The sequence below is a fragment of the Bifidobacterium sp. MSTE12 genome (genome assembly GCF_000513015.1).
GTDB lineage: Bacteria > Actinomycetota > Actinomycetes > Actinomycetales > Bifidobacteriaceae > Bifidobacterium > Bifidobacterium dentium.
The window spans coordinates 1-23,605 of the sequence record NZ_AZYA01000042.1 but is presented as its reverse complement, the minus strand read 5'-3'; the positions used below and the strand labels follow the sequence as shown (position 1 = coordinate 23,605).

Below are 23,605 nucleotides of genomic sequence, written 5' to 3'. Positions count from 1 at the left end.
CGGCAGAACCGTGCGCGTTGAAGCGCACTGCCGCGTAGCTTGCTCGTATGCACATTTCACGGTTCCGTATTCGTTCGCTTTTTCACAATGAAGACCCGCAGTGCGCCTGTATGAGAAAGAAGCCCATACATGGCCCGGACAACAATGCTCACGCTTACCGATATCTCTTACACCTACCCGTCCACGCCCGAACCACTGGTCCGCATCTTTCCAACAAGGATGGACCGCTGTGCTCGGCGACAACGGCCTCGGCAAAACGACTCTACTGAACATTGCCATCGGAATGTTGCCCGCTGACACCGGCAGCATCAGCCCGGACCCGCATAGACTCACCATCGCCACCTGCCCACAAGACAACATAGTGAGGCCTAGGAACCTCGACGACTTCGCCACGGACTGGTCACCCGAAACCATGCGTGTACGCAACGCGTTACGCATCGGCGATGACTGGCCCTACCGTTATGAAACACTTTCCGGAGGTGAAACGAAACGATTGCAGGTCGCTTGCGCAATCACAGCGCGTCCCGATGTGCTCGTGCTTGACGAACCCACCAACCACGTTGATAGTGAAATACGGAAAGCCATAGTCGAAGCCATGCGCCAATACCAGGGCATAGGCATCGTAATCTCCCACGATGTCGCACTGGTTGACGCTACATGTGCACGATGCGTCATATTCGAACGACAGCACATCAGTGGGCGTAACATCACCGTCATCAGCACATATGATGGCGGATATACACAAGCACATGAGCAGATGACGTCCAGACTGCGTGGAGACGAGGAGTCAATCCGTGCGGCACGGCGGGAAGTCACACGACTGCGGTCCGCACAGGCACAGCGACATCAAGACATGCAAAGCGCATATGTTCGCAAACGCAGCGGTTGGAAAATCGACCGCAAGGATCACAGTGCCCTCGATCACCACAAATGGATCGAAAAACAGACCGATACCGCTTTGGGTGCCGCATACCGACAAATGAACAAGCGTCTTGAACGAGCACAGCGCACGCTAGATTCACTAACCGTAGCGGCCAAACGCTACGACGGCGACATCTGGATCGACATACAGCCAAGCAACAGAAAGGAGCTCCTGCATCTCACGGAGGGTATTATCATATTCGGCAGCGGCAGGATGACCAGCTCGAACGATACCGCAAGAACGCCAACACAATCCATACTGCATGCCGACGGGCATCAATGGAAGGTCGTGCATAGTCCAGAGATGAGTGGTGAAAAACCACAGATGCCGGGCATCGCCATACCAAAACTCAGCATCGGACCGCAAGACCATATCGGACTGACCGGTGCCAACGGACTCGGCAAAACAACCGTGATTAACGCATTGCTGGACAGCATGCCGGAAGACGTGCCACATCTGATCATCCGGCAACAAACGGGAGAAGCCGTGTTCTCTCAAACCATGAGACGACTCGCCGCATTACAGGGCAAGGAGCGCTCGCAGGTGCTGGCCGCCTTCGCCCAGCTCAACGCCGATCCGGATAAGTTGCTTTCCAATGAAGCGCCATCTCCGGGCGAACTACGCAAACTCATGTTGTGTTTGGGCATTCTTGACCGGCCTCAGCTGATTGTCATGGACGAGCCGACGAACCATCTTGACTTGGAATCCAAGGTGGCTCTGGCAAGATGTCTTGCCGACTATCCGGGAGCGTTGCTGGTGGTCAGCCATGACGAGTGGTTCCTCGACCAAGTAGTCAGATAGGCCAGGCGACGACCATGTCATCGAAGGCGGGTTTGCGCTCCGCGCGATCAGGACGCGTAAGCCCGCCTTTCATCAATGCCAGGCCTCAAAACCAAATCATGCCTTTAATAGCGTGGCTCCCACTGAATATCGTGCACCGCAGCCGCCATGTCGGTCTGGTCGGTGCGCGACAGGCCCCGTTCCTGAGCCTTACAGGCAACGGCCTCGGCGATTCTGGTGGAAACCCGCCTGACATCCCTGAACGGAGGCAATACCGGAGCTCCCGGCTGGGTCGCATCGACCATGCCACCCAAGGAATGCGCCGCGGCGGAAATCATCTCATCCGTCAGCAAGCTCGCTTCGGAAGCCAACATACCCAACCCAAGGCCCGGATAGATCAGCGCATTGTTCGCCTGCCCGATAACATGCTCAACACCCTCATAAGTCACACTGCCGGCCGGAATGCCCGTGGCCACCAACGCCTTGCCCTCCGACCAGATAATCAGATTCTGCGCGGTCGCCTCGGCAAGTTCAGTCGGATTGCTCAGCGGGAAGATGATCGGGCGCTCGCAGGTCTCGCACATCAACCTGACGATGTTCTCGGTGAAAGCGCCCGGCTGCGTGGACGTGCCCACCAGAATGGTCGGTCGTATCGTACGGACGATTTCTTCCAGATCGGTCAGTTGGTCGGCGTTCTTGAAGTCGGAGCGTTTCCTGGCAAACGGCCTCTGTTGCGGTGTGAGGTCATCCATGTCGTCGAACAGCAGGCCCTGCCGGTCGACCATATAGAAATGGTTCAGTGCTTCCTCACGCGACAGGCCTTCGCCCATCATTTCGTCCATGACTCGTTCGGCGATGCCCGCACCTGCCGTACCGGCGCCATAGCACAGGTACTTCTGGTCGGTCAGCTTGCCTCCGGAGATGTTCAGCGCACCGAGAATGCCGGCCAGGGTCACGATGCCGGTGCCTTGGATGTCATCGTTGAATGTGGCGATGGCATTCTTGTATTTGTTCAGGATGGTTGCGGCGTTTTCTCGGCCGAAATCCTCCCAATGCAGGTACAGCCGCGGGAAGAGCCGTTCGGCGGTCCGTACGAACCGGTCGATGAACGCGTAGTACCGTTCGCCCCTGATGCGTTCGTGCCGTGTTCCCAGATACAGCGGGTCGTCGAGCAGTTGCCGGCGGTTGGTGCCGGCGTCGATGACGATGGGCAGCACTGAAGCAGGGTCAATGCCCGCCGCAGCGGTGTACACCATCAGCTTGCCTACGGAGATATCAACGCCGTTCGTTCCCCAGTCTCCGATGCCGAGGATGCCTTCCGCATCGGTGACCACGATCAATCGAATATGCCGATCGCCCGCCGCATTCCTCAACGTCGCCTCGATATTCTCGGGATGCTCCACATCAAGGTATGCCGCGTACTGCGATTGCACGTACAGATGACTGTAGTTCTTGATGGTCTCGGCGATTTCGGGATCGTAGACGATGGGATTGAACTCGTCGAGGTGATGGGCGAACAGATAATAGAACAAGGTGCGGTTCGTATTGAAGATTTCCATAAGGAACAAACGTTTCTCCAGATTCGTCCCTTTCGACTGAAATTGGAGATACGTTTGCTGCTCCTGCTCCTCAATCGTCTGCACGTAAGGTGGAAGTACGCCTACAAGACCCATTTTTTCGCGCTCTTCAAGCGTAAAGGCGGTGCCCTTGTTCATGAATGGGTCATTTAATATATTCTGAGCCGTTGCCATTAACAACCTCCTACAATACCTGCCGTCCGCCAGATGGTATCCTTCCGTAATCAGGGGGATTGGCGGAACGGCGAACTGTGAATCGAACTATATCAAGGTTGTCTGTGCCATATCAGGGTTGTTTGGCGCAATAATCTGACAGCCTAACCGTCATGGCCGAGCCGCCGGGGTCGTTCCTACGAACGTGCCGGATGCGACGTATACGTCTATTCCCTGTGGGAGTTCCTCTTCAAGGTTCGAAGATACGACTTCCGTTCAGCGGTGATGCGGCGTGACTCACAAGCTTTTTGAATGCTTTTGTTGTGGGTCCAGTCATCCAGACGCAGTTCGCCCGGAGCGTCCGGGAAGAGCATGACTATGGTCGCATCCCATTGTTTGGCCAAAGCCGTTGCCACATACCATGCACGGACCATGTTGACGTAATAATCGTCGGATCGGATACCGGCGACGAGCTCCAACTGTTCCGGATCGAAACGTGGATCGTCAAGAAAGTCCTTCATCAGAAGGTCAACCGCATAACGGATCGTGTACGTGTCGCCGCTGCCCGTCCAAGCATTGATTTTGCGGAGAACGGCATGTGAATCAGCCTTTGAGGAGTGGAACGCCCTGACGTTAAGTGCGTCGCAAACCGCCCAATTGTCCACATGGGGAAGGAACCGGTCAAGCATCCTGAATGCCTCATCGGCGGAATGCACAGTAAGGTTAAGTAGCATCGCGTGAAGCATGTTTTCCTCGAACAGGGTGTGGGGGAGTGCTTCGAGGAAATCCTCAACGACATGGGTGCCGCCATCCATGTCCGATCGCAGCAGCTCCTTGGCATAGCTACGCAACTGGGGAACACGGATGCCGAGCATCTTCTCCGGAGACACGTTTGGGATCAACGCGGCATTGAAGGCCTTGTAGGAGGTATCGGCCAATGCGTGCAGATGGCCGGCTATCACTTCATGTCCCACGATTGCCACCTTGTCTCTGCCTATCCGTCGCATGCCTTATATGAGCTGAAGACCAATTATTCTCCGTGGCATTGATTAACCGCGGCGGTACGGGGCGCCGAAGATGGTTCAACGGTTGCGGTCCGTGACCAGGGCGAGCGAACGGATGCGGGCGGGGAACCTAAACCGACGATTGATGCAGTTGATGATGGGTCCTACGCATAATGCGGAAACGATGGTTCCCACGCCTACGCCGCAAAGACCTCCGAAGAACACGAAGGAAAGGACGGTGGCGATGGCGATCAGCGTTACGTCGAAGATGATTTTCGTGGTGCCTAGCTTCATTTTGGTAACGGTGGACAGTGCATGGACAACACCTTCGCCGGGTACCATGAGCACATTGGGGGAAACTTCGACCACGATGCCGAACGCCAGGATAATGCAGCCGATCGCCACACATAGCAGTCGCTCCCACAGGGCGGTCGGATTAAGGAAACCCAGCAGGTTCATACTGACGTCAATCATGAGGCTGAACACCAGGTTGACCGCCACCTGCAACAGTTGAACAGGGCGGAAATTATGCCTTAGCAAGGCGACCTGCATGATGATGAACAGCAGATTGAAGATGAACGTGGCCGTGCCGAAACTCAACGGGTACTTCAGGCTGAACACGTATGGCACACTGGAGATCTGCGAGGTTCCCATATTGCCTTTGGTGATGAAGGCGATGGCGAAGGAGTTGATTACCACTCCCAAAACGAAATACAGGTAACGACGCGGCAGATGGTTCATATGATCCTTTCTCTCAGTCCTTCGGATGCATGTGGTGGCGAGACCTTGCCCTGCGTGCGTGCCGGGCCGATGTGCGGCCGAAACCGAACGTAAGCAACCGTCTCGACACCGATGCCCATGACGTGTTTCCGCTGATTTCATCCAGCCGATTGGGTTCACGCCACGTTGAGGAGTCGTGAAATATTCCGATGGCTTTGGGTGCCTTTGCCCTGCGGATAGATAAACACCCCTTCACTCACTATCTGGCAGTCATGCGAGCGCAGGATGCCATTCAAACCCGTTTCGCCTTCGAGTATCAGGGAGCCTATCATGGCCGGGGGAATCAGTGGCTTTCCGATTTGGATAGGCGCGATTACCTGTCCGGGAATGACTGGCAACTGCTGGAGCCATATTCCAGACCCTCTCAGATGCCATTCCAGGGGTATGCATGCTTTAATGCACACATGGGAAGAGGGTTCGAATGTTGGGCGTCTTCGTCAATTGAACGTGCATTTTTGGGTGAATCGAAAACCTGAGTTCGATGGAGGCGAAAGGCATGGTCGAACTCATACCTGGGAACGAGAGGGGACGTGGTCGATTAGCTGAAAACTGAATCTGACGAACGATGTCGAAAAGATGATTGGTTCGCCTATCGTAAATACCGGAAATGCGAATCGCATGAGAAACGTGAAAAAAGAAGATAGAGGTAATCCAAGATGGCGTTCATCGAAAGCTTCACCCGGCCGTTCATGCTGGCGGTCATGTTGTGGCCGTTCCTGTCGTTCGTGTTGACGTTGCCGGTGCTCGCACTGCTGTATCATCGGGACAACCGCATCCGGTTCACGTCGGCGTTGACCGCATATCTGATTGTGCTGTACCTGCTGGCGCTTGCATGCTTCACCACGTATCCGATGCCGGAGGATCCCATGGCCTATTGTGCCGTGCATCACTTGCAACCACAGCTGAACCCGTTCGAATTCATTCATGACATCCGGTCGGCCGGCATCGTCGGTATCCTGCAGATCATGTTGAATGTCGTATTCTTCATACCTCTTGGCTTCTTCATGAAACGCACCTTCCGATGGAGGCTTGTTCTGGCGGCGCCGGTCGCGTTTTGCTGCTCGCTGCTCATCGAAACCACGCAGTTGACGGGCGATTGGGGCCTGTATCCTTGCGCTTACCGTCTGTTTGATGTCGATGATCTGATCACCAATACCGTCGGTGCGCTCATCGGCTTCGCCTTGGCCGGACTGTTCAACAGAATCGTGCCGGACGAGCGCATCGAACCGAATGCCATCACTACCCATCCGGGTTTTCTGCGTCGTTTTGTGGCTTTGATGATTGATGTTGTGCTGATTGAGGTTACGGCATTGTCCGTGAGCCTGCTGACCTATATGCTGCTGCGCACTTTCGAATTTGGCTCCGTAGAAGCGATGAGCGTCAGCGATACTTTGTATGCCACTGTCGTCATGTACGTGGTCTTCGAGGTGATCATTCCGTGGTTCCGTGAGGGACGTACGCTTGGCGGGGGGTTCACCCGTATGACGGTCGAGACGACCATGCGGTGCGGTTGGCGGCGCGTCGCCTTCTATGCAGTGCGTGCGGCGGTGTTGTACTGTGCGGTGTTCGGGGCGACGGTGCTTGGTCCCTGGCAGCTGTTGGTGGTCGTGGCTTTGGCGATTTTCTGGATCGCCAAACGATGCATGCCATATGACCTTATCTAAATAGGGGCATTCCGAATAAAGGCATCGGAGACTTAAGCCTCGCAATACGGCGACACGCCGGAGTTTGCGCCCCCGTTGGAGCTCGGGTATATTACTAACTCGTTGCTCACCACGGTGGGAACGCATGCGGACATAGCTTAGTTGGTAAAGCGCAACCTTGCCAAGGTTGAGACCGCGGGTTCGAGTCCCGTTGTCCGCTCCAAATAAAAAGCTCCCCTTGCAGGGAGCTTTTCTTGTATTCCGGGATATCCCCCGTCAGGCACCGATATTGTTGCGTGCCGGCGTGATCATGGTCAGCATCATGATGGACGGTTCCTCCGCATATACCGCATGCGGAATTCGGGTAGGGAAGTAGGCCAGGCCGCCGGGAACCAGATCCACGGTCCTGCCATTACCGGTCACTGTGAGACGGCCCTTCAGCGTCTGCACGAAAACAGGCATGGCGGCGGTATGCTCGCTGAGTTCCTCTCCGGCGTCAAAGGAGAACAGCACCACGTTGCCGCCTTCCCGTTGCATCACAGTGCGGGAAACGGTGGACCCCTCCTGCACGCTGATCATGTTTTCGAGACTTTCGATGAATCCCAGTTCGACCGGCTCATGTCCGGATGCCTGTTCAACGCTCATATTCGCTCCTTTGAGATCGGATACGCCCATAGTAGCGGCAGGCATGCGTGTTTGAACATGAATTCATACGTTTGGAGGAAATGCCTTTGCCATGGGCCGACCACGATGTGAATACCCTCTTGAAAAAGACGATGCGGCATCGGACACTGATGAAGGTTATGCATTCGACAACGATGCTGAATCGCAAGCCATGGAGGTTGTGGAAATGAATGAGAACATTGATTTCGTGCCGGATGATTCCGCAAGCCATGTGTGGACGGAACGTGACAGCGAACTCGTCGAGCAGTATGCCGCACAACTCATGAGTATGAACATCGGGTGAATGGCCCCAACCTTGCATGAGACGTCCCACACCTTCATCCCATGATGCGGGACGCATCCCATGCCGATCGTTCTTCACGATTCTTTCTGCGGCCATTGCACTATGCCTTCCCCTTGCCTCTTACCCGGGGACGGCCCCACATGACATGCGCAGGCCCGTATCCGACCGCCTTCCGACACTCCGCGGCCCGAGCAAACTCTCGCCTACAATGGAGACTCGGACTATCCGGCACTGAAATATGGAAGGCGAATCGCCATTGGCTGACGTGAGACGAGAAATGGAGCGGCTACGGCCCGTGTACGAGACCGGCGTGCTACGACTCCTGCTACGCGGCAATTCGATGTTGTACGTCGCATTGCTGCGTTCCTCGTTCGATCCGCTCACCGGCGAACTGCCACGCGATGTATTGGAGGAGCGTATCTCACGCAGCCTGTCGCGGCTGGCCGAAACCGGCGATTATACGGTGAAAGACGACCAGACGGTAAGACAGGCCGCGCATGCGATCCTGCTCGAACTGTCCCGTGAAGGCGATGATGACTACGCCTGGCTCGCCAATTCACTGGATGTCGCCTCGCACCGTTACCTGTACCGTCTGACGGCTCGCGCACATCGTGCGATTGAAGCGTTGCATCGACTGGAAGACACCACGCAGGCGTTATCCGGCGCGCAAGCCAACAGCATCATCATGGAAATCGAACACGCACGCATGCAGCTGACCGCCGACCCACGTGAACGCATCAAACTGCTCAGGAAGGACATCGAGGAACGTCAAAAAGAGATCGACGAGCTTGAACGCAACGAAACCATCGAAAGACTGACTTCCGAGCAGGTCGGCGACATCATCAACGTCATCCACAACACGCTTCGGGGCGTGCCGATCGATCTGCGCGAACTGGCGCTCGCCGAACGTGACAACGGCGACGCGCTGCGCCGGCGCATGCAGTCGGGTACCATGAGTGTGGAAGACATCCTTACCGCCTATCATGACGAATACCGTAAATCGTTCCGTGAATCCGACAGCGGCAGACGCTTCGAGGACGCCTTCCAGGTGATCGTCACCGACGAAGGACGTCAGGAAATCGACGATGCCGTACGTGACATCGCCAAAAACCCGTATCTGGACGGTGAGCCGGGCGCGCTGCTCGGTCAGGTTCGTGCCGAACTCGAACGCATTTATTCGGGCATCGAGGATGTGCGCAGGCAGACCCGCGCCTCCGATGAGGCAATCAGCCGACTCGTCCGCCAGCAGACCGACACCCGCTACCGTACCATGCTGGCCACATTGAACCGGCTGTTTGCCAAAACCAACGCCGAAGCCAAGGCGAATCCGAACGCCACGGACCGGCCATATCACACTGATACGGGTCTGTCACAGATTGCGGTATTGCCTACCAAGCCGGCCAAGGCCATGGTACGGAACGCCACCGCGGCACTGAATGACAGCGCTCCAACCGTCGGCCTGCCCGACCTCAAGGCCATGATCGAAGTGTGCGGACCACGTCTGCGCCACATGGTCGATCTGATTCATCGCAACCCCGTCATGTCACATGACGGCACGCGCGTGGACTTCGCGGCAAGCTTTAACCGACTGCCGGCCAGCGAACGCCGAGAAAGCGAAATCATCGGCTTCCTCAGCGCGTTACGCACCGAAAACGACATGGCATGCGCCACCTGGAACTGCGTATCGCTCGACGGCACCCCCAGAACATGGCGAACCAGACCGATACTCGCTACCGCACAGACGCTTGATGACATCATCAGGGAAGGCTGAACGCAATGACAGACGAACACAGCGAAACCGTCGGCATCGAACGGTCTCTTCCAACCGTCGAACAACCCGCCCTCTTCGACGGCGACACCGGCGACATGACCGCCGATGCCCGCATGGCCGCCATCGCGCTGAAACGAGAACGCTACATTTCCGGAGAACTGTTCGACCTGGTCAAAGACAACGTCGAAGCCGTCGAACGATCCCTGAACAACGACATGCTTCGCCTCGTATCCAACGATAAATACCACGTCATGTACGCGGCACCCGTCAGCGGCATCGAATCGAACATCCGTTCGTTGAAAACCCGTGCGAGTCTCAGCCGTGAGGATGCGGCCATGCTCGCATTCCTGCGCATCCACGTACTCGAATACGAGAACCAGAAAACCCCGGTGGCCGACTGGCAGGTCAGCCGCGATGAAATCCGTGCCGCGCTCGCCACGGGCGCCGGCTATCTCGCGGGCGGCAATGATGAGGAAGGCACGACGAAGAAGATCGCCGCCGCCATCTCCCGTATGACGACCTACGGGTATCTCGAGCCGACCGATGACGACGAGATGCTTGCGATCACGCCGCTGGTACCGATTGTGCTTGACCGGCAGCTGGCCGACGAGTGGCTGGACATGACCACGCCGTCCATGACGCACGATACCGATGCGGGAATGTTGGATCCCATATCCGAAGAAAACGAAATGACCGACGAAGAGGAGCGATGATGGCGGGAGACGATATGAAAATCATCGCCGATCGATGGATGATGGAAAGCCGACAGATCGTCAACTGGGGTTCCTATGACGGCTACCAGGAATTCAGGCCGTCCATCGACGCCGAATCGCCAGTCACCCTCCTGGCCGGCGCCAGCGAATCAGGCAAATCCACGCTCGTCGACGCGCAGATTTCCCTGCTATACCCCAATGGCACGCCCTATAACAAGGCGTCCAATGCGGGTCGATCCGAGCGCAACGATTACACGTACCTGCGCGGCATGATCGGCATCAGTGACGGTGATAACGGCGAAACGCCGATCTTCCTGCGAGGACGTGACGCCAATGGCACGCCACAGGCCATATGGGGCGCCATCGTCGACACATACGTGAACCGTACCACCGGAAGTACGCTCTCCTGCGGCAAATTCCTCTACCTGCCCGCCGGAGACGGCAAAGACGAGGTGCGCCGTCGCTACATTGCATGGAATCGCAAAATAGATCCGCAAATCATGGACCGGTACCGTGATACGCCATTCACCCCCAGCATGTTCAAGAAAGCGTATCCGGATTGCAGCATATTCCCCAATGCCAGCGCATTCCACGCATACATCTGGCAAGAGATGGGCCTCAGCGCCGAAGCATGCCGACTCCTGCACAAAATACAATCCGCTGACGCCCCGTCGCGACTCGACGACATCTTCAAACAAGGCGTGCTCGACGTGCCCGAGGCGCTCAGACTCGCACAGGACACCGTCGACGACTACGATCGGTTCAACGCCAACTTCCATAGCATGGAAGACAAAGCCAGACGCGTCGCCAAACTCCAAGACATCCAAACCCAATACGACGCATACGCCAAACACCTGACCCAAGTGCGTGAATACGAAGCCGTGAACCCCGAAAGCCAGCAGGGCCTCGAAACCCTGACCCTATGGATGCGTTCGCGCATGGCCAGCGAAGTGCGAGCCGGACTGCCCGCCGCCGAACGCAAGGTGAAGCAGCAGGAATGCGACCTGCACGAGGCACAGGAGCGGATCTCCGATGTGAACAGGCAACGCGAAGCCATCGTCGAACGCATCAAAGGCATTGACGGCGGAACCTTGCAACGGCTGAGCGATGACCTGGAACGCGCCCGACGCGACATGCAGGATGTGCGCTCGCAGCGTCAAAGCATCGTCGAGAAATTCGAGGGCGTCGAAGGTGCATTGCCATCCGACGAGACGTCCTGGAACGCGAAACGTGACGCATTGGCCCGATCCATGGAAACGTTCGACGAACGCATGGGGGATCTGGAATCCAAGCGGGATCGTCTGATCGGCGAGCGCACCGCAGCCAGTCAGGAATGTGCGCAGTTGCGCCGGGACTATGATCGCAAACGCAGGCAGAGAACCCGCATCACCCAGGCGATGGATGAGGCTCGTGCGCTGATCGCGAAGGCGGTGGGCCTGAGCCCGGACGAATTGCCGTATGCGGCGGAGCTGATGGATGTGTCCGAGAGCGACGAACGTTGGCGCACCGCCATGAACGTCACATATGCGCCGATTGCGCAGACCATTCTTGTCGACAGCCGCCACGAGCGGGGATTCGCGGCGAAGATCAGCGCGATCGATCCGGCGCTGATGATCCGGCGCACCTGGCAGTTCGTGGATGTGGACAAGAGCTATGATTGCACCCGCAATGACGGTTGGATGTCGTCGAAATTGCAGTATCGTGAGGATTCGCCGTTTGCCGGATGGCTGAAGGAACAGACCGCTTCGGCCCGTTTGGACGCATTGTGCGTGGAGACTATCGACGATGCCGCACACGAACGCCGTCAGGTGCAGGCTGATGGTCAGATCAAGTCCGGCGTGCATGGTTTCCATGGCATCAAAGGCATGAATCCGATCATCGGTTTCGTCAATGAAGGCTATCTGACGGAATTGAAGAAACAGCTTGACGAAGCGCATCATAGATTGTCCGATACCGAACGTCGCTGCGGCATGGTGCGCAAGAGCATCGACCTGATGCACGCGGAAAAGAATCTTGCGGATCTGGTCGCGAATATGACGTGGAATAAAATCGATGTGGTCGGTGCGGAAACGCTTGTCGAGAATCTGAAAAGGCGAATCGAACAGATTGAAGACAATCCTGAAATGACGCGGCTTGCCGAGCGACGCGAGGAAATCGACAGGCTGCTTGATGAAGCGAATGCCCGCTTCTACCACGCCAAAAGCGAAATGCAATCGACCCAGGCGGCGGTCGATGCCGAACATGCGTGGCTGGAAGCATATGAGGGCATCGAATTTGACGATGATGCGCTATCCGGCGATGTATCGAACATGCTGGCCGACGTATATGAGGGATGTTTCGGTGGTGTGGTCCATGCCGAGGACAGACCGAAGCTGATCGCCGGCGGGAACGATGAGATCGGCGGGCATTCGTTCGAGACACGCGTCGGGCACGCCATGGAACGCGCCATGCGCGAACAGAACGCGGCATTGGGCAAACGTGCAGGGGAGTTGCGCACCGTCGTGGAACAGAGTATGGCCTCCTACTTGGAGAGATACGCTCCCGACGATGATTCCGCGACAGGCGGCGTTGAGGATTACAGGTTCTATCTTGAGGAGCTGCACAGTCTGCAGATGCTCGTCACGCGAGAGGCGACCGACGAAGAATACGCCAACAGCCTCGACAAGCTCACCAAGAATTTCCTGCAACTCAACCGTGCGCTCAACACCGACCAGGAAAACGTCAAGGACCAGCTCGAACGCATCAACGGCATGCTCGCCGGGCAGAAATTCGGCCCGCGCGGCGGCAGGCTGTCCATCGACGTGGAATTCCGCCCCATCGAACGTGCATTCGTCTCATCCTTGAAGGCCACGCTGAACAAGCTCGACGAATGGTTCAGGAACGACAAGGACGATCCTGATGCCACACGCAAGGCATTCACCTCCTGCGCCACGTTCATCGAACGTGTTCGTCGGGAACTGGAACAGGTACGCGACGTGAACGGCATCAGAAGCTACGGCGCACGCAACCTCGACCCTCGTGCACGAAGCACGTTCTACGCCATCGTGCATCATGACGACGGTCCTGACGAGCGCATCAGCTCCACCGGCGGCAAATCCGGCGGCGCCCTGCAGGAACTGACATCGTTCATCTACGGCGCGGCGCTCATCTACCTACTCGGCGGCGACGTGACCGGCAGCCCCACCTATACGACGCTGTTCCTCGACGAGGCCCTCATCAAGGCCGACGGCCGCTACACGCAACGTGCGCTCAACGTGCTGCCTCGTCTCGGCTTCCAAGTCATCGTATCCGCACCGGAAAGCAAGACCGCCGAAATCCTCGGCGTATCCACCAAAGCGTATGTGGCCTACAAGGATCCGTCGGTAGGCCGTTCGTTCCTGCAGGAGCTTACCTCCGAAGACATCGCCCGTCAGGAAGCCGAGCTCCACGATGCAATCGACGACATGCCGGCGGCCCCGAACGATATAGGGCCCACAACGGCCACGATTCTCGAACAGGTGTTCTAAAACACTCCGAAAATGCGGTATCCTTAAGGACTGAAACCCGGAAAAACAGTGAGCGGAGGATCGTTGTGGCTGCGAGGCGGACGAACGCAACAAACGGCGAAGTCGTAGTGGAACGCGTCATGACCAGTGACGCGTTCCTGGCACGAGAAATCAAAAAAGCGCCGATGAAAGCCGAAAACGGTTCGCTGGTAGCTGACTTGAAACACCTGCCCAACGATCTCAAAATCGTCATCCAAGGCGCTCGCGAGCATAATCTCAGGAACGTCAATTTGGAGTTTCCGCGAAACCGTATGGTCGTATTCACCGGTTTGTCCGGATCGGGCAAGTCCTCGCTGGCGTTCGATACGCTGTTCGCCGAGGGCCAGCGTCGCTATGTCGAGTCATTGTCGGCGTATGCACGTCAGTTCCTCGGCCAGATGGACAAGCCCGACGTCGACTTCATTGAGGGACTGAGTCCGGCGGTCTCCATTGATCAGAAGACCACGAACCGTAATCCGCGTTCCACCGTCGGAACCATCACCGAAGTCTATGATTACCTGCGACTGCTGTTCGCCCGTACCGGTATTCCGCATTGTCCGGAATGCGGTTCGCTGGTCAGCGCGCAGACCCCGCAGCAGATGGTCGACGCATTGTTGACGTATCCGGAACGTACGCGATTCCAGATACTTGCGCCGGTGGTACGTGGGCGCAAAGGTGAGTTCGAGGATCTGCTGGAGCTGCTTCGCGGGGACGGCTATGCCCGTGCTCTCATCGACGGTGAGATGAGGCAGCTGTCGGATGATATCAAGCTCACCAAGCAGAAGAAGCACACTATCGAGGTGGTGGTGGACCGTCTGGTGGTCAAAGACGGTATCCGACAGCGCCTGACCGATTCGGTGGAGACCGCGTTGAAACTCGCCAAGGGCGTGATCGTCGCCGATTTCGTCGATTTGGATGAGAAGGATCCGGACCGGCGCAAGCCATTTTCCGAAAAACGGGCATGCCCGAACGGCCATCAACTGGAACTCGACGAGATCGAACCGCGTACCTTCTCCTTCAACGCCCCATATGGCGCATGCCCGGTGTGCACCGGCATCGGATACAAGCTGGAAATCGATCCGGAACTGGTGATTCCCGACCCCGATAAGACGCTCAACGAGGGCGCCATCGAACCATGGGGATTGACCAAGGGCACCGGCGAATATTATCGTCATGTGCTTGAAGGCCTTGGCGATGAGATGGGCTTCGATCTGGACACTCCGTGGAAGAAGCTTCCGGAGGAGGTCCGTCATGCCATCATGTATGGCCGTGATTTCAAGGTGCAGGTCTCATACCGTAACCGTTGGGGCCGCATGCGCGAGTATTCGACCGGTTTCGAGGGCGTGGTCCGCACGCTCATGCGCCGCCATGATGAAACCGACTCCGACCAGATGAAACAGTACTACGAGTCGTATATGCGTGAAGTGCCATGTCAGGCATGCCATGGTCGTCGGTTACGTCCGGAAGTGCTGGCCGTCACCGTCGGCGACGAATCCATCGCGGACGTGTGCGACATGGCGGTCGAACACAGTCTTGACTGGATTAACAATCTGCAGCTCGAAGGCTCCGCCGCGCAGATTGCGGGAGAGGTGGTCAAGGAAATCCGTGCACGATTGGGCTTTCTCAACGATGTCGGTCTGAACTACCTGACGTTGTCACGAGCCGCCAAGACATTGTCCGGCGGCGAGGCGCAGCGCATTCGTCTGGCCACGCAGATCGGCTCGGGTCTGGTCGGCGTGATGTACGTGCTCGATGAGCCTTCCATCGGGCTGCATCAACGTGACAACGAGCGTCTGATCACCACGTTGCATCATCTCCGCGACCTCGGCAACACGCTGATCGTCGTCGAGCATGACGAAGACACCATCACGAACGCCGACTGGGTGATCGATATCGGTCCCGGCGCAGGAGAACATGGCGGGGAAGTCGTATATTCCGGCCCCGCCAGAAAACTCACCGACGCGCCGAGGTCCATCACTGGCGACTACATTGCCGGACGTCGTGAGATCACGGTGCCCGAATCACGTCGCAAGGTGCGCAAGACCAAGCAACTGCGCGTGGTGGGTGCCCGTGAAAACAATCTCAAGGATCTGACGGTGAACTTTCCGTTGGGAGTGTTCACCTGTGTGACGGGCGTTTCCGGATCGGGAAAATCCACGCTGGTCAACCAGATTCTCTATCCGGTCCTCGCGGACAAGCTCAACGGCGCACGTATCGTGCCTGGCAAATACACCCGTGTGGAAGGCGTCGGTCAGTGCGACAAGGTGATTCATGTCGACCAGAATCCGATTGGACGCACCCCGCGCTCCAATCCGGCCACCTATACCGGCGTATGGGACAAGATTCGCACCCTGTTCGCCAAAACGCCCGAAGCGCAGGTGCGCGGATACGGTCCGGGACGATTCTCGTTCAATGTCAAGGGCGGTCGATGCGAAGCCTGCCATGGAGACGGTACGCTGAAAATCGAGATGAACTTCCTGCCGGATGTCTACGTTGACTGCGAGGAATGTCATGGCAAGCGCTACAACCGTGAGACCCTCGAGGTGAAGTACAATGGCAAATCCGTCGCCGACGTACTCGATATGCCCATCGAGGAGGCCGCTCGATTCTTCAAGGCGTATCCTTCCATCTCGCGTTATCTCGATACTTTGGTGCAGGTCGGCCTCGGATATATTCGCCTTGGACAGCCGGCCCCGACGCTGTCCGGCGGCGAATCCCAGCGCGTGAAGCTCGCCACTGAGCTGCAACGCCGTTCCACCGGCAAAACCGTGTACATTCTCGATGAGCCGACCACCGGCCTGCATTTCGAGGATGTGCGCAAACTGTTGCTCGTGCTCCAAGGATTGGTGGACAAAGGCAACACCGTCATTGTGATCGAACACAATCTCGATGTGGTGAAATCAGCGGATTGGATCATCGATCTGGGACCCGAGGGCGGTGACGGCGGCGGCACCATCGTCACCGAGGGAACGCCGGAGCAGGTCATCCAATGCGAGCGGTCCTGGACCGGCAAGTTCCTCAAAGGCATGCTGCGGGCATGATGATCGAACGACATAGTCCGGAGGTTTGGAGGAAAACGGCTGCGAGTCTGCGGGATGACGCTTCATATGCCATGGAAGGTGATGGCAGGGGAGTGAACAGGAACGGAGCTCCCCTGTTGGGAGACACGCGTGACCTGTTCAGGCCGAAACCATCGGATATTCCGGCACGGCCGGGCGTCTATAAATGGCGTGACGGAGAAGGTCGCGTCATCTATGTCGGCAAGGCGAAGAACCTGCGCAACCGTCTGGCCAACTACTTCCAACCGCTCTACCAATTGCATCCGCGCACGCAGACCATGGTGCTTACCGCACGTAGCCTCGAGTGGACCGTGGTCGGCACCGAACTGGAGTCGTTGACGCTGGAATACACGTGGATCAAGGAGTTCGATCCGCGGTTCAACGTGGTGTTCCGTGATGACAAGACGTATCCATATCTGGCGATTTCGTCGGGGGAACGGGTTCCCCGCGTATGGATCACCCGCAGCCGCAAGCGTCGTGACACCAGATATTTCGGCCCCTATGCGAAAGTATGGGACCTGCGGCACAGTCTCGACCGATTGTTGAAGACGTTCCCCGTACGCACCTGTTCGCAGAGCGTCTACCACAAGGCCGAAGTCACGAACCGGCCATGTCTGCTGGCCTCCATCGGCAAATGTTCGGCGCCATGCGTCGGACGCATCGGCGTGGATGAACATCGTGCAATGAGCGAACAGCTTGTCGGTGTGCTCACCGGTCGAATCGGCAAATCGTACATCGCGCAGCTTACGCGAGAGATGAAGGCGGCCAGCGCCGAACTCGAATTCGAACAAGCGGCCCGGTTGCGTGATCAGATCCAGATGTTGCAGACGGTCATCGAACAGAACGCCGTGGTGTTCGACTCCGACGTCGACGCTGACATCTTCGGCATCGACTCCGACGAACTCGAAGCTTCCGTGCACGCATTCTTCGTACGCGCCGGCTCGATCCGAGGCGAGCGCAACTGGAGTGTGGAACGGGTGGAGGATATTGGCGACGAGGAGCTAATCGCCGACCTGATCATGCAAGTGTATTCGGAAGCGACGGGAGAGGCCGGCCTGAATATTGAGCATGAGACGATGACGCAGGGTACCGTCATCTCCGAACGGCGCAATGCCATCGGATCCACGCAGTCCATAACCGCCACCGACGCCATTGCCCGGGCGCAGGCCACCCGTGAGCGTAACGAACGGCAGGAGCAGACCGGCCGGGCCGACCTGCTCGCTCCGATTGCGCCGGTGCCACGAGAGGTCGTCGTACCGATCGAACCGGCACGGCGTGAAGACCTCGAACGATGGTTGAGTGGCCTGCGCGGATCGGCAGTGACCATTCGTGTGGCCAGCCGAGGCGACAAGAGGCAGCTTATGGACCGTGCCAGCGACAACGCCAGACAGGCGATGCAGCGCAGCAAGATGAGCCGCATCAGCGATATGGGCGCGCGTACCACCGCCATGAACGATGTAGCCAAGGCCCTGGGCCTCGAACAGGCGCCACTGCGCATCGAATGCTATGACATCTCCAACACCGTCGGAGGCGCCTTCCAGGTCGCTTCGATGGTGGTGTTCGAAGATGCCATCGCAAAGAAGTCCGAATACCGCAGGTTCGCCATCCGCGGCGCGGACGGGCAAGGTGCATTGGACGATTTGAGCGCGCTGTATGAAACGCTGACCCGCCGGTTCCGACACGGCAATATCGCGGGCGATACCGGCGAAAGCATGGACAACGAACAACGGGAGGCACGAACATCCCGGACCTGCGAAAATACCGACCCGGGCAACGTTCCCGTCCGGCAGAACACGGACCGTCGCCACTTCGCGTATAAGCCGAATCTCGTGGTGGTCGACGGTGGCAGGCCCCAAGTCATGGCGGCCGCCCGCGCCCTGGAGGATTGCGGCGTCGATGATGTGGCCGTCTGCGGTCTGGCCAAGCGTCTTGAAGAGGTGTGGGTGCCTGACGATGACTATCCGATCATCCTCAAACGTCAATCGGAAGGCATGTATCTGCTGCAACGTGTACGTGACGAATCACATCGTTTCGCCATCACCTATCACCGCCGAACCCGGAGGAAGGGAGCATTGCGATCGGTCCTCGATGATATTCCCGGTATCGGCGAATCCTATCAGAAACGATTGCTCAATCATTTCGGCTCGGTTCGTGCCATGCGTGAGGCGAGCGTCGAGGACTTTGAACAGGTCAAAGGCATCGGACGCGCCAAGGCGGAATCGATATACCATGCCCTGCATGCGCAGGACCAGGACCGGGAACGATCCGAGAACATTCCGAAGGATGGAACGAAATAGGACCATGCAACGCAAAACGGCGGCGGAGTTGTTAGCATGAGGGTGAACGTCAAGGAGGGGAACATGCCGAATGCGAATCATCGTTGCGCCGTTCTGGGGAAGCCCATCGCGCATTCCCTTTCCCCGGTGTTGCACAATGCGGCCTATCATGCGCTGGGACTTGAGGACTGGTTCTACGACAAACACGAAGTGGGGGAATGCGACCTCGAGGATTTTCTGAAGTCGCTTGATTCCGGTTGGGCGGGACTCAGTCTGACCATGCCGCTGAAAAGAACGATTCAGCCGTACGGCGAACCATCCAATATATGGGCGAAGGAACTGAACGTCGCCAATACCGCCATCTTCGACTGGACCCGTTCTCATCAAGTCGGAGATGCGGATCTTCCATACATCAAGTTGTATAACACGGATGTGCCGGGCATCCAGATGGCATTCGAGCATGCCTATCGGATGCGGAACCAGAATGCGCCCGCGAATCATGCAGGGAACGCCGTGATCATAGGCAACGGCAACACCGCCACCTCCGCATTGGCCGCGTGCACGGCCATGGCGGGAATCAGTCATATCACAGTGGTTGCGCGGCATCCCGACAAGAATGCGGAATTGGAACCTCTGGCGAGAAAATTCCTTTCGGGCGAGCATCCCATCGACATCGTCACCATGGATGATGCCATGGATGCGTTGAGCGAAGCACGGGTGGTGATCAATACGATTCCGGGGCTGGCCGCCGACGGTATCGCCACGGCCTTGGCGGCCAGCGGTCTTGAGGTGAATGGCACATTGCTGGATGTCGTCTACGATCCACGTCCGACCAAGCTCATGCAGGCGTGGAGACGGCAGGGCGGGTATGCCATCGGCGGTGAGGAAATGCTACTGTATCAGGCCATGATTCAGGTGCTGCTGATGACCGGCATGTGGGATGGGGATCCCCCTACGAACGCTGCCGTCGATATCAAGCAGGACGAACGATTGGAACATGCGATGCGCATGGCGCTGGAGGAGGCATTGTGATGGCACAGGACAATGAGATCGACAGGCAGCACGCAGGCACACATTTCAGCGCAGCCGCGCCGGCGGAGGGCTTCGAGGTGCTGCTCATCACCGGCATGAGCGGGGCGGGGCGGTCCCATGCGGCCGACAGCGTGGAGGATATGGGCTGGTACGTGGTCGACAACATGCCTCCGAAACTGTTGGTGCCACTGGTCGACATGATGACCACCGCCGGGTCGGGCATCCACAAATTGGCGGCCGTGATCGACGTGCGTTCCCGTGACTACTTCGACGATCTGTCGGCGGTGCTGAGCCATCTGGACGATTTGGGCGTCAAGACGCGCATCCTGTTCCTCGATGCCAGCAACGAAGTGTTAATCAAGCGTTACGAATCGGTGCGCAGGCCGCATCCGTTGCAACAGGGCAACCGCCTGATCGACGGCATTCTCGAGGAGCGCGATCTGCTGGAGAATCTCAAGGAACGTGCCGACATCGTCATCGACACCTCCAAACTGAGCATCCATCAATTGTCGACGAAGCTGTACGAGGCCATGCTCGGATCCGGACCGACCACCGTTTCCGTGCACATCTTCAGCTTCGGATTCAAATACGGCATTCCAATCGACGCCGATTTCGTGGCCGACGTTCGCTTCCTGCCGAATCCGTTCTGGGTGCCGCAGCTGCGTTCCATGACAGGCAAGGACCAGCCGGTCAGTGATTATGTGCTTTCCAGCGATGGGGCCCAGGAATTCCTCGATGCCTATGAACGGGCCATCGCAGTCGCGATCGAGGGGTATGCGCAGGAGGACAAACATTATGTCACCATCGCCATTGGATGCACCGGTGGGCAGCATCGTTCCGTGGCCATGAGCGAGGCCCTTGCCAAGCGTTTGCGTACGAGAGGTCTTTCCGTCACCGTCTCCGCACGTGAACTCGATAAGCGCTCTGCGGAAAAATGACCGTATGATGAGAATGTAACGTCCGAACATAACGAAAATACACTGTGATTGTCCAAGATATTCGGTATCACAGTAAGCCGTGGCAGTGCGGATTTACCCCGCGACTCGCCTGAAATTTTGGGAAGAACAGGAAAGTAGGAGGTTGGCTCTTGGCTCTTCTGGATGATGTCAAAAGCGAGCTGGCCGCAATCGACAACGAATTGCCCATCGCCAAAAAGGCGCAGGCCACTTCGATGATTCGATTCGGCAATGGTTTGCACACGGTGGATCATCATGTTCTGGTGCAGGCTCAGCTTGACTCCAAGGATGCGGCTTTGTGGCTGCAGGACACCATCAAGAATCTGTATGGCCATGAAACCACGTTGACCCCGGTCTCCAGGCAGACTCCGACGGGCATCGTTCAGCGCTACGTGATTCGAGTCCCCAAAGGGAGCGCGGCTCTTGTGCTGCAGACCGGTCTGTATAGCCGCTATACCAAAAACATGGTGCTCGGACTGCCCAGCGAAATCATCAACGGCAAGATCACCCAGATCAAGGCCGCTTGGCGTGGTGCCTTTCTGGCGAACGGTCGCCTGTCCGACCCCGGCAAGGCGAGCTACCTTGAGATCGTATGTCCGAACCATGAGGCCGCCTTGGCCTTGGTATCCACGGCGAGGCGTCTGGGCATCACGGCGAAGTCCCGCCGTCTGCGCAGCTCGGAGCGTGTGACCCTGCGTGATCCCGATGCGATCGAACGCATGCTCATTCTGATGGGCGCCCCCCATTCCGCTCGTGAATGGACCGGTAAACGTTCCGATGGTGAAGCGCGGGGCAAGGCGAATCGTCTGGCGAATTTCGATGACGCCAATATGCGCCGTAGCGCCAAGGCCGCTGCCGAGGCATGCGACAAGGTGCGTCAGGCCTTTGAGATTCTGGGGGATGACATTCCCGACAATCTCAAGTCCGCGGGACAGTTGCGACTCGACCATGCCGATGCCTCTTTGGAACAGTTGGGACGTCTTGCCGAGCCGCCGATCACCAAGGATGCCATCGCAGGCCGCATCCGTCGACTGCTTCAGCTCGCCGAAAAGACCGAGAAGGCACGACGACAGGACGCCTGAACGACGAAACGCCATACAAAACACCATGCACGTTTTCGAACGGCATGGTGTTTTTGTTCGTTTGGGCTTGTATGATTCAGAAGTGGCAATATGGCCATTCCATGCTTATTGCGGCTAGGAAAGGAAATACATGAAGACACTTAAGGATCTTGGAGATCTCAAGGGCAAGCGCGTTCTGGTCCGCGCTGATTTCAACGTTCCGCTGGACGGCACCACGATCACCGATGACGGTCGTATCAAGGCCGCTCTGCCGACCATCAAGGCCCTGCGCGAGGAAGGCGCAAAGGTCATTCTGATGGCTCATCTCGGTCGTCCGAAGGGCAAGGTCGTGCCGGAGCTGTCCCTCGCACCGGTCGCCACTCGTCTTGGCGAGCTGCTCGGCGTTGAGGTCCCGCTGGCCTCCGATACCTATGGTGAGGACGCCCAGGCCAAGGTCGCCGCAATGAACGACGGCGATGTCGTACTGCTGCAGAACGTGCGTTTCAATCCTGAGGAGACCAGCAAGGATCCGGAGGAGCGTGCCGCATACGCCAAGAAGATCGCCGCCCTTGGCGAGGCCTTCGTATCCGATGGCTTCGGCGTTGTGCATCGCGCTCAGGGCTCCAATTATGACGTTGCCGCCGATTTGCCGGCCGCCGCAGGTCTGCTGGTCGAGAAGGAGGTCAAGGCCCTGTCCCGCGCCACCGTCGATCCAGAGCGTCCTCTGACCGTCGTACTCGGTGGTTCCAAGGTCTCCGACAAGCTCGGCGTGATCGAGAACCTGCTTGACAAGGCCGATCGTCTGGTCATCGGCGGCGGCATGGTCTACACCTTCCTCAAGGCGAAGGGCCTCGAGGTGGGCACCTCCCTGCTGGAAGAGGACCAGGTCGAAACCGTCAAGGGCTACATCGAGCGTGCGGAGAAGAACGGCGTCGAACTCGTGCTGCCGACCGACATCGTCGTGAACCCGGTCTTCCCGAAGTCCGATGAGGACATCGCTCCGGAAGTCGTGGCCGCCGACGCCATCCCGGCCGACAAGATGGGTCTGGATATCGGCCCGGATTCCCAGAAGCTCTTCCACGACAAGATCGTCGACTCCAAGACCGTCGTGTGGAACGGTCCGATGGGTGTGTTCGAGGTTCCGGCCTTCGCAGCCGGTACCGAGGCCGTTGCCCAGGGTCTGGTCGACGCCACTGCGGCCGGTGCGTTCACCATCGTCGGTGGCGGTGATTCCGCCTCCGCAGTGCGCAATCTCGGCTTCCCGGAGGATGGCTTCTCCCACATCTCCACCGGCGGCGGCGCCTCCCTCGAGTTCCTCGAGGGCAAGGAACTGCCGGGTCTGAAGGTGCTCGACTGATTCCACGAATCATGAAGGGTGCTCTCTCAT

At 57.7% G+C, this 23,605-nt stretch carries 15 protein-coding genes and 1 tRNA gene; 12 read left to right on the top strand and 4 right to left on the bottom strand.

Annotated elements, in window-relative coordinates; genetic code table 11:
- Positions 1-229: 229 nt before the first annotated feature.
- Positions 230-1,723, top strand: a complete 1,494-nt coding sequence (locus HMPREF1494_RS10455) for an ATP-binding cassette domain-containing protein (RefSeq protein ID WP_051404765.1) — start codon at positions 230-232, stop codon at positions 1,721-1,723.
- A 104-nt stretch (positions 1,724-1,827) separates the two neighbouring features.
- On the opposite strand, the gene HMPREF1494_RS10450 is transcribed toward HMPREF1494_RS10455, so the two are convergent.
- The 3 genes from HMPREF1494_RS10450 to HMPREF1494_RS10440 all read right to left on the bottom strand — a co-directional run bounded on the left by HMPREF1494_RS10450 (position 1,828) and on the right by HMPREF1494_RS10440 (position 5,177).
- Positions 1,828-3,453 (bottom strand): malolactic enzyme, encoded by a 1,626-nt coding sequence (locus tag HMPREF1494_RS10450; protein ID WP_034522814.1) that lies wholly within the window; start codon positions 3,451-3,453, stop codon positions 1,828-1,830.
- A 206-nt stretch (positions 3,454-3,659) separates the two neighbouring features.
- On the bottom strand, positions 3,660-4,406 hold the full coding sequence (locus HMPREF1494_RS10445) for a DNA alkylation repair protein (protein WP_231495414.1): 747 nt from the start codon (positions 4,404-4,406) through the stop codon (positions 3,660-3,662).
- 108 nt (positions 4,407-4,514) lie between these two features.
- Entirely contained in the window at positions 4,515-5,177 is a 663-nt protein-coding gene (locus tag HMPREF1494_RS10440; protein ID WP_034522807.1) for a YczE/YyaS/YitT family protein, read from the bottom strand.
- 695 nt (positions 5,178-5,872) lie between these two features.
- On the opposite strand from HMPREF1494_RS10440, the gene HMPREF1494_RS10430 reads away from it, so the two are divergent.
- Entirely contained in the window at positions 5,873-6,880 is a 1,008-nt protein-coding gene (locus tag HMPREF1494_RS10430; protein ID WP_034522802.1) for a VanZ family protein, read from the top strand.
- Between the two features lie 126 nt (positions 6,881-7,006).
- A tRNA-Gly gene (locus tag HMPREF1494_RS10425) sits at positions 7,007-7,082 on the top strand.
- A gap of 53 nt (positions 7,083-7,135) precedes the next feature.
- On the opposite strand, the gene HMPREF1494_RS10420 is transcribed toward HMPREF1494_RS10425, so the two are convergent.
- Positions 7,136-7,504, bottom strand: coding sequence for a cupin domain-containing protein (locus tag HMPREF1494_RS10420; RefSeq protein WP_033489781.1), 369 nt, complete (start codon positions 7,502-7,504; stop codon positions 7,136-7,138).
- A gap of 560 nt (positions 7,505-8,064) precedes the next feature.
- Here HMPREF1494_RS10420 and HMPREF1494_RS10410 point away from each other — a divergent pair.
- The 9 genes from HMPREF1494_RS10410 to HMPREF1494_RS10370 all read left to right on the top strand — a co-directional run bounded on the left by HMPREF1494_RS10410 (position 8,065) and on the right by HMPREF1494_RS10370 (position 23,575).
- Complete coding sequence (locus tag HMPREF1494_RS10410) at positions 8,065-9,597, top strand: DUF3375 family protein (protein WP_034522797.1); 1,533 nt, start codon at positions 8,065-8,067, stop codon at positions 9,595-9,597.
- 5 nt (positions 9,598-9,602) lie between these two features.
- Positions 9,603-10,310: a DUF4194 domain-containing protein gene (locus HMPREF1494_RS10405; RefSeq protein WP_034522794.1), complete on the top strand. Its 708-nt coding sequence runs from the start codon at positions 9,603-9,605 to the stop codon at positions 10,308-10,310.
- A complete protein-coding gene (locus HMPREF1494_RS10400) occupies positions 10,307-13,816 on the top strand; it encodes an ATP-binding protein (RefSeq protein ID WP_034522792.1) in 3,510 nt (1,169 codons plus the stop codon). The genes HMPREF1494_RS10405 and HMPREF1494_RS10400 overlap by 4 nt, the downstream gene beginning before the upstream one ends.
- A gap of 119 nt (positions 13,817-13,935) precedes the next feature.
- Positions 13,936-16,875: an excinuclease ABC subunit UvrA gene (uvrA, locus tag HMPREF1494_RS10395; RefSeq protein ID WP_129879421.1), complete on the top strand. Its 2,940-nt coding sequence runs from the start codon at positions 13,936-13,938 to the stop codon at positions 16,873-16,875.
- On the top strand, positions 16,872-19,190 hold the full coding sequence (gene uvrC, locus HMPREF1494_RS10390; protein WP_034522789.1) for an excinuclease ABC subunit UvrC: 2,319 nt from the start codon (positions 16,872-16,874) through the stop codon (positions 19,188-19,190). Before uvrA ends, uvrC begins: the two co-directional genes overlap by 4 nt.
- A gap of 63 nt (positions 19,191-19,253) precedes the next feature.
- Positions 19,254-20,201 carry a shikimate dehydrogenase family protein gene (locus HMPREF1494_RS10385; RefSeq protein ID WP_034522787.1) on the top strand — a complete coding sequence of 316 codons (948 nt, stop codon included), beginning with the start codon at positions 19,254-19,256 and terminating at the stop codon, positions 20,199-20,201.
- A complete protein-coding gene (rapZ, locus tag HMPREF1494_RS10380) occupies positions 20,201-21,139 on the top strand; it encodes an RNase adapter RapZ (protein WP_034522785.1) in 939 nt (312 codons plus the stop codon). Before HMPREF1494_RS10385 ends, rapZ begins: the two co-directional genes overlap by 1 nt.
- A 149-nt stretch (positions 21,140-21,288) precedes the next feature.
- Positions 21,289-22,239, top strand: a complete 951-nt coding sequence (gene whiA / locus HMPREF1494_RS10375) for a DNA-binding protein WhiA (protein ID WP_003840173.1) — start codon at positions 21,289-21,291, stop codon at positions 22,237-22,239.
- A gap of 130 nt (positions 22,240-22,369) precedes the next feature.
- A complete protein-coding gene (locus HMPREF1494_RS10370; protein ID WP_003841754.1) occupies positions 22,370-23,575 on the top strand; it encodes a phosphoglycerate kinase in 1,206 nt (401 codons plus the stop codon).
- Positions 23,576-23,605: the final 30 nt, after the last annotated feature.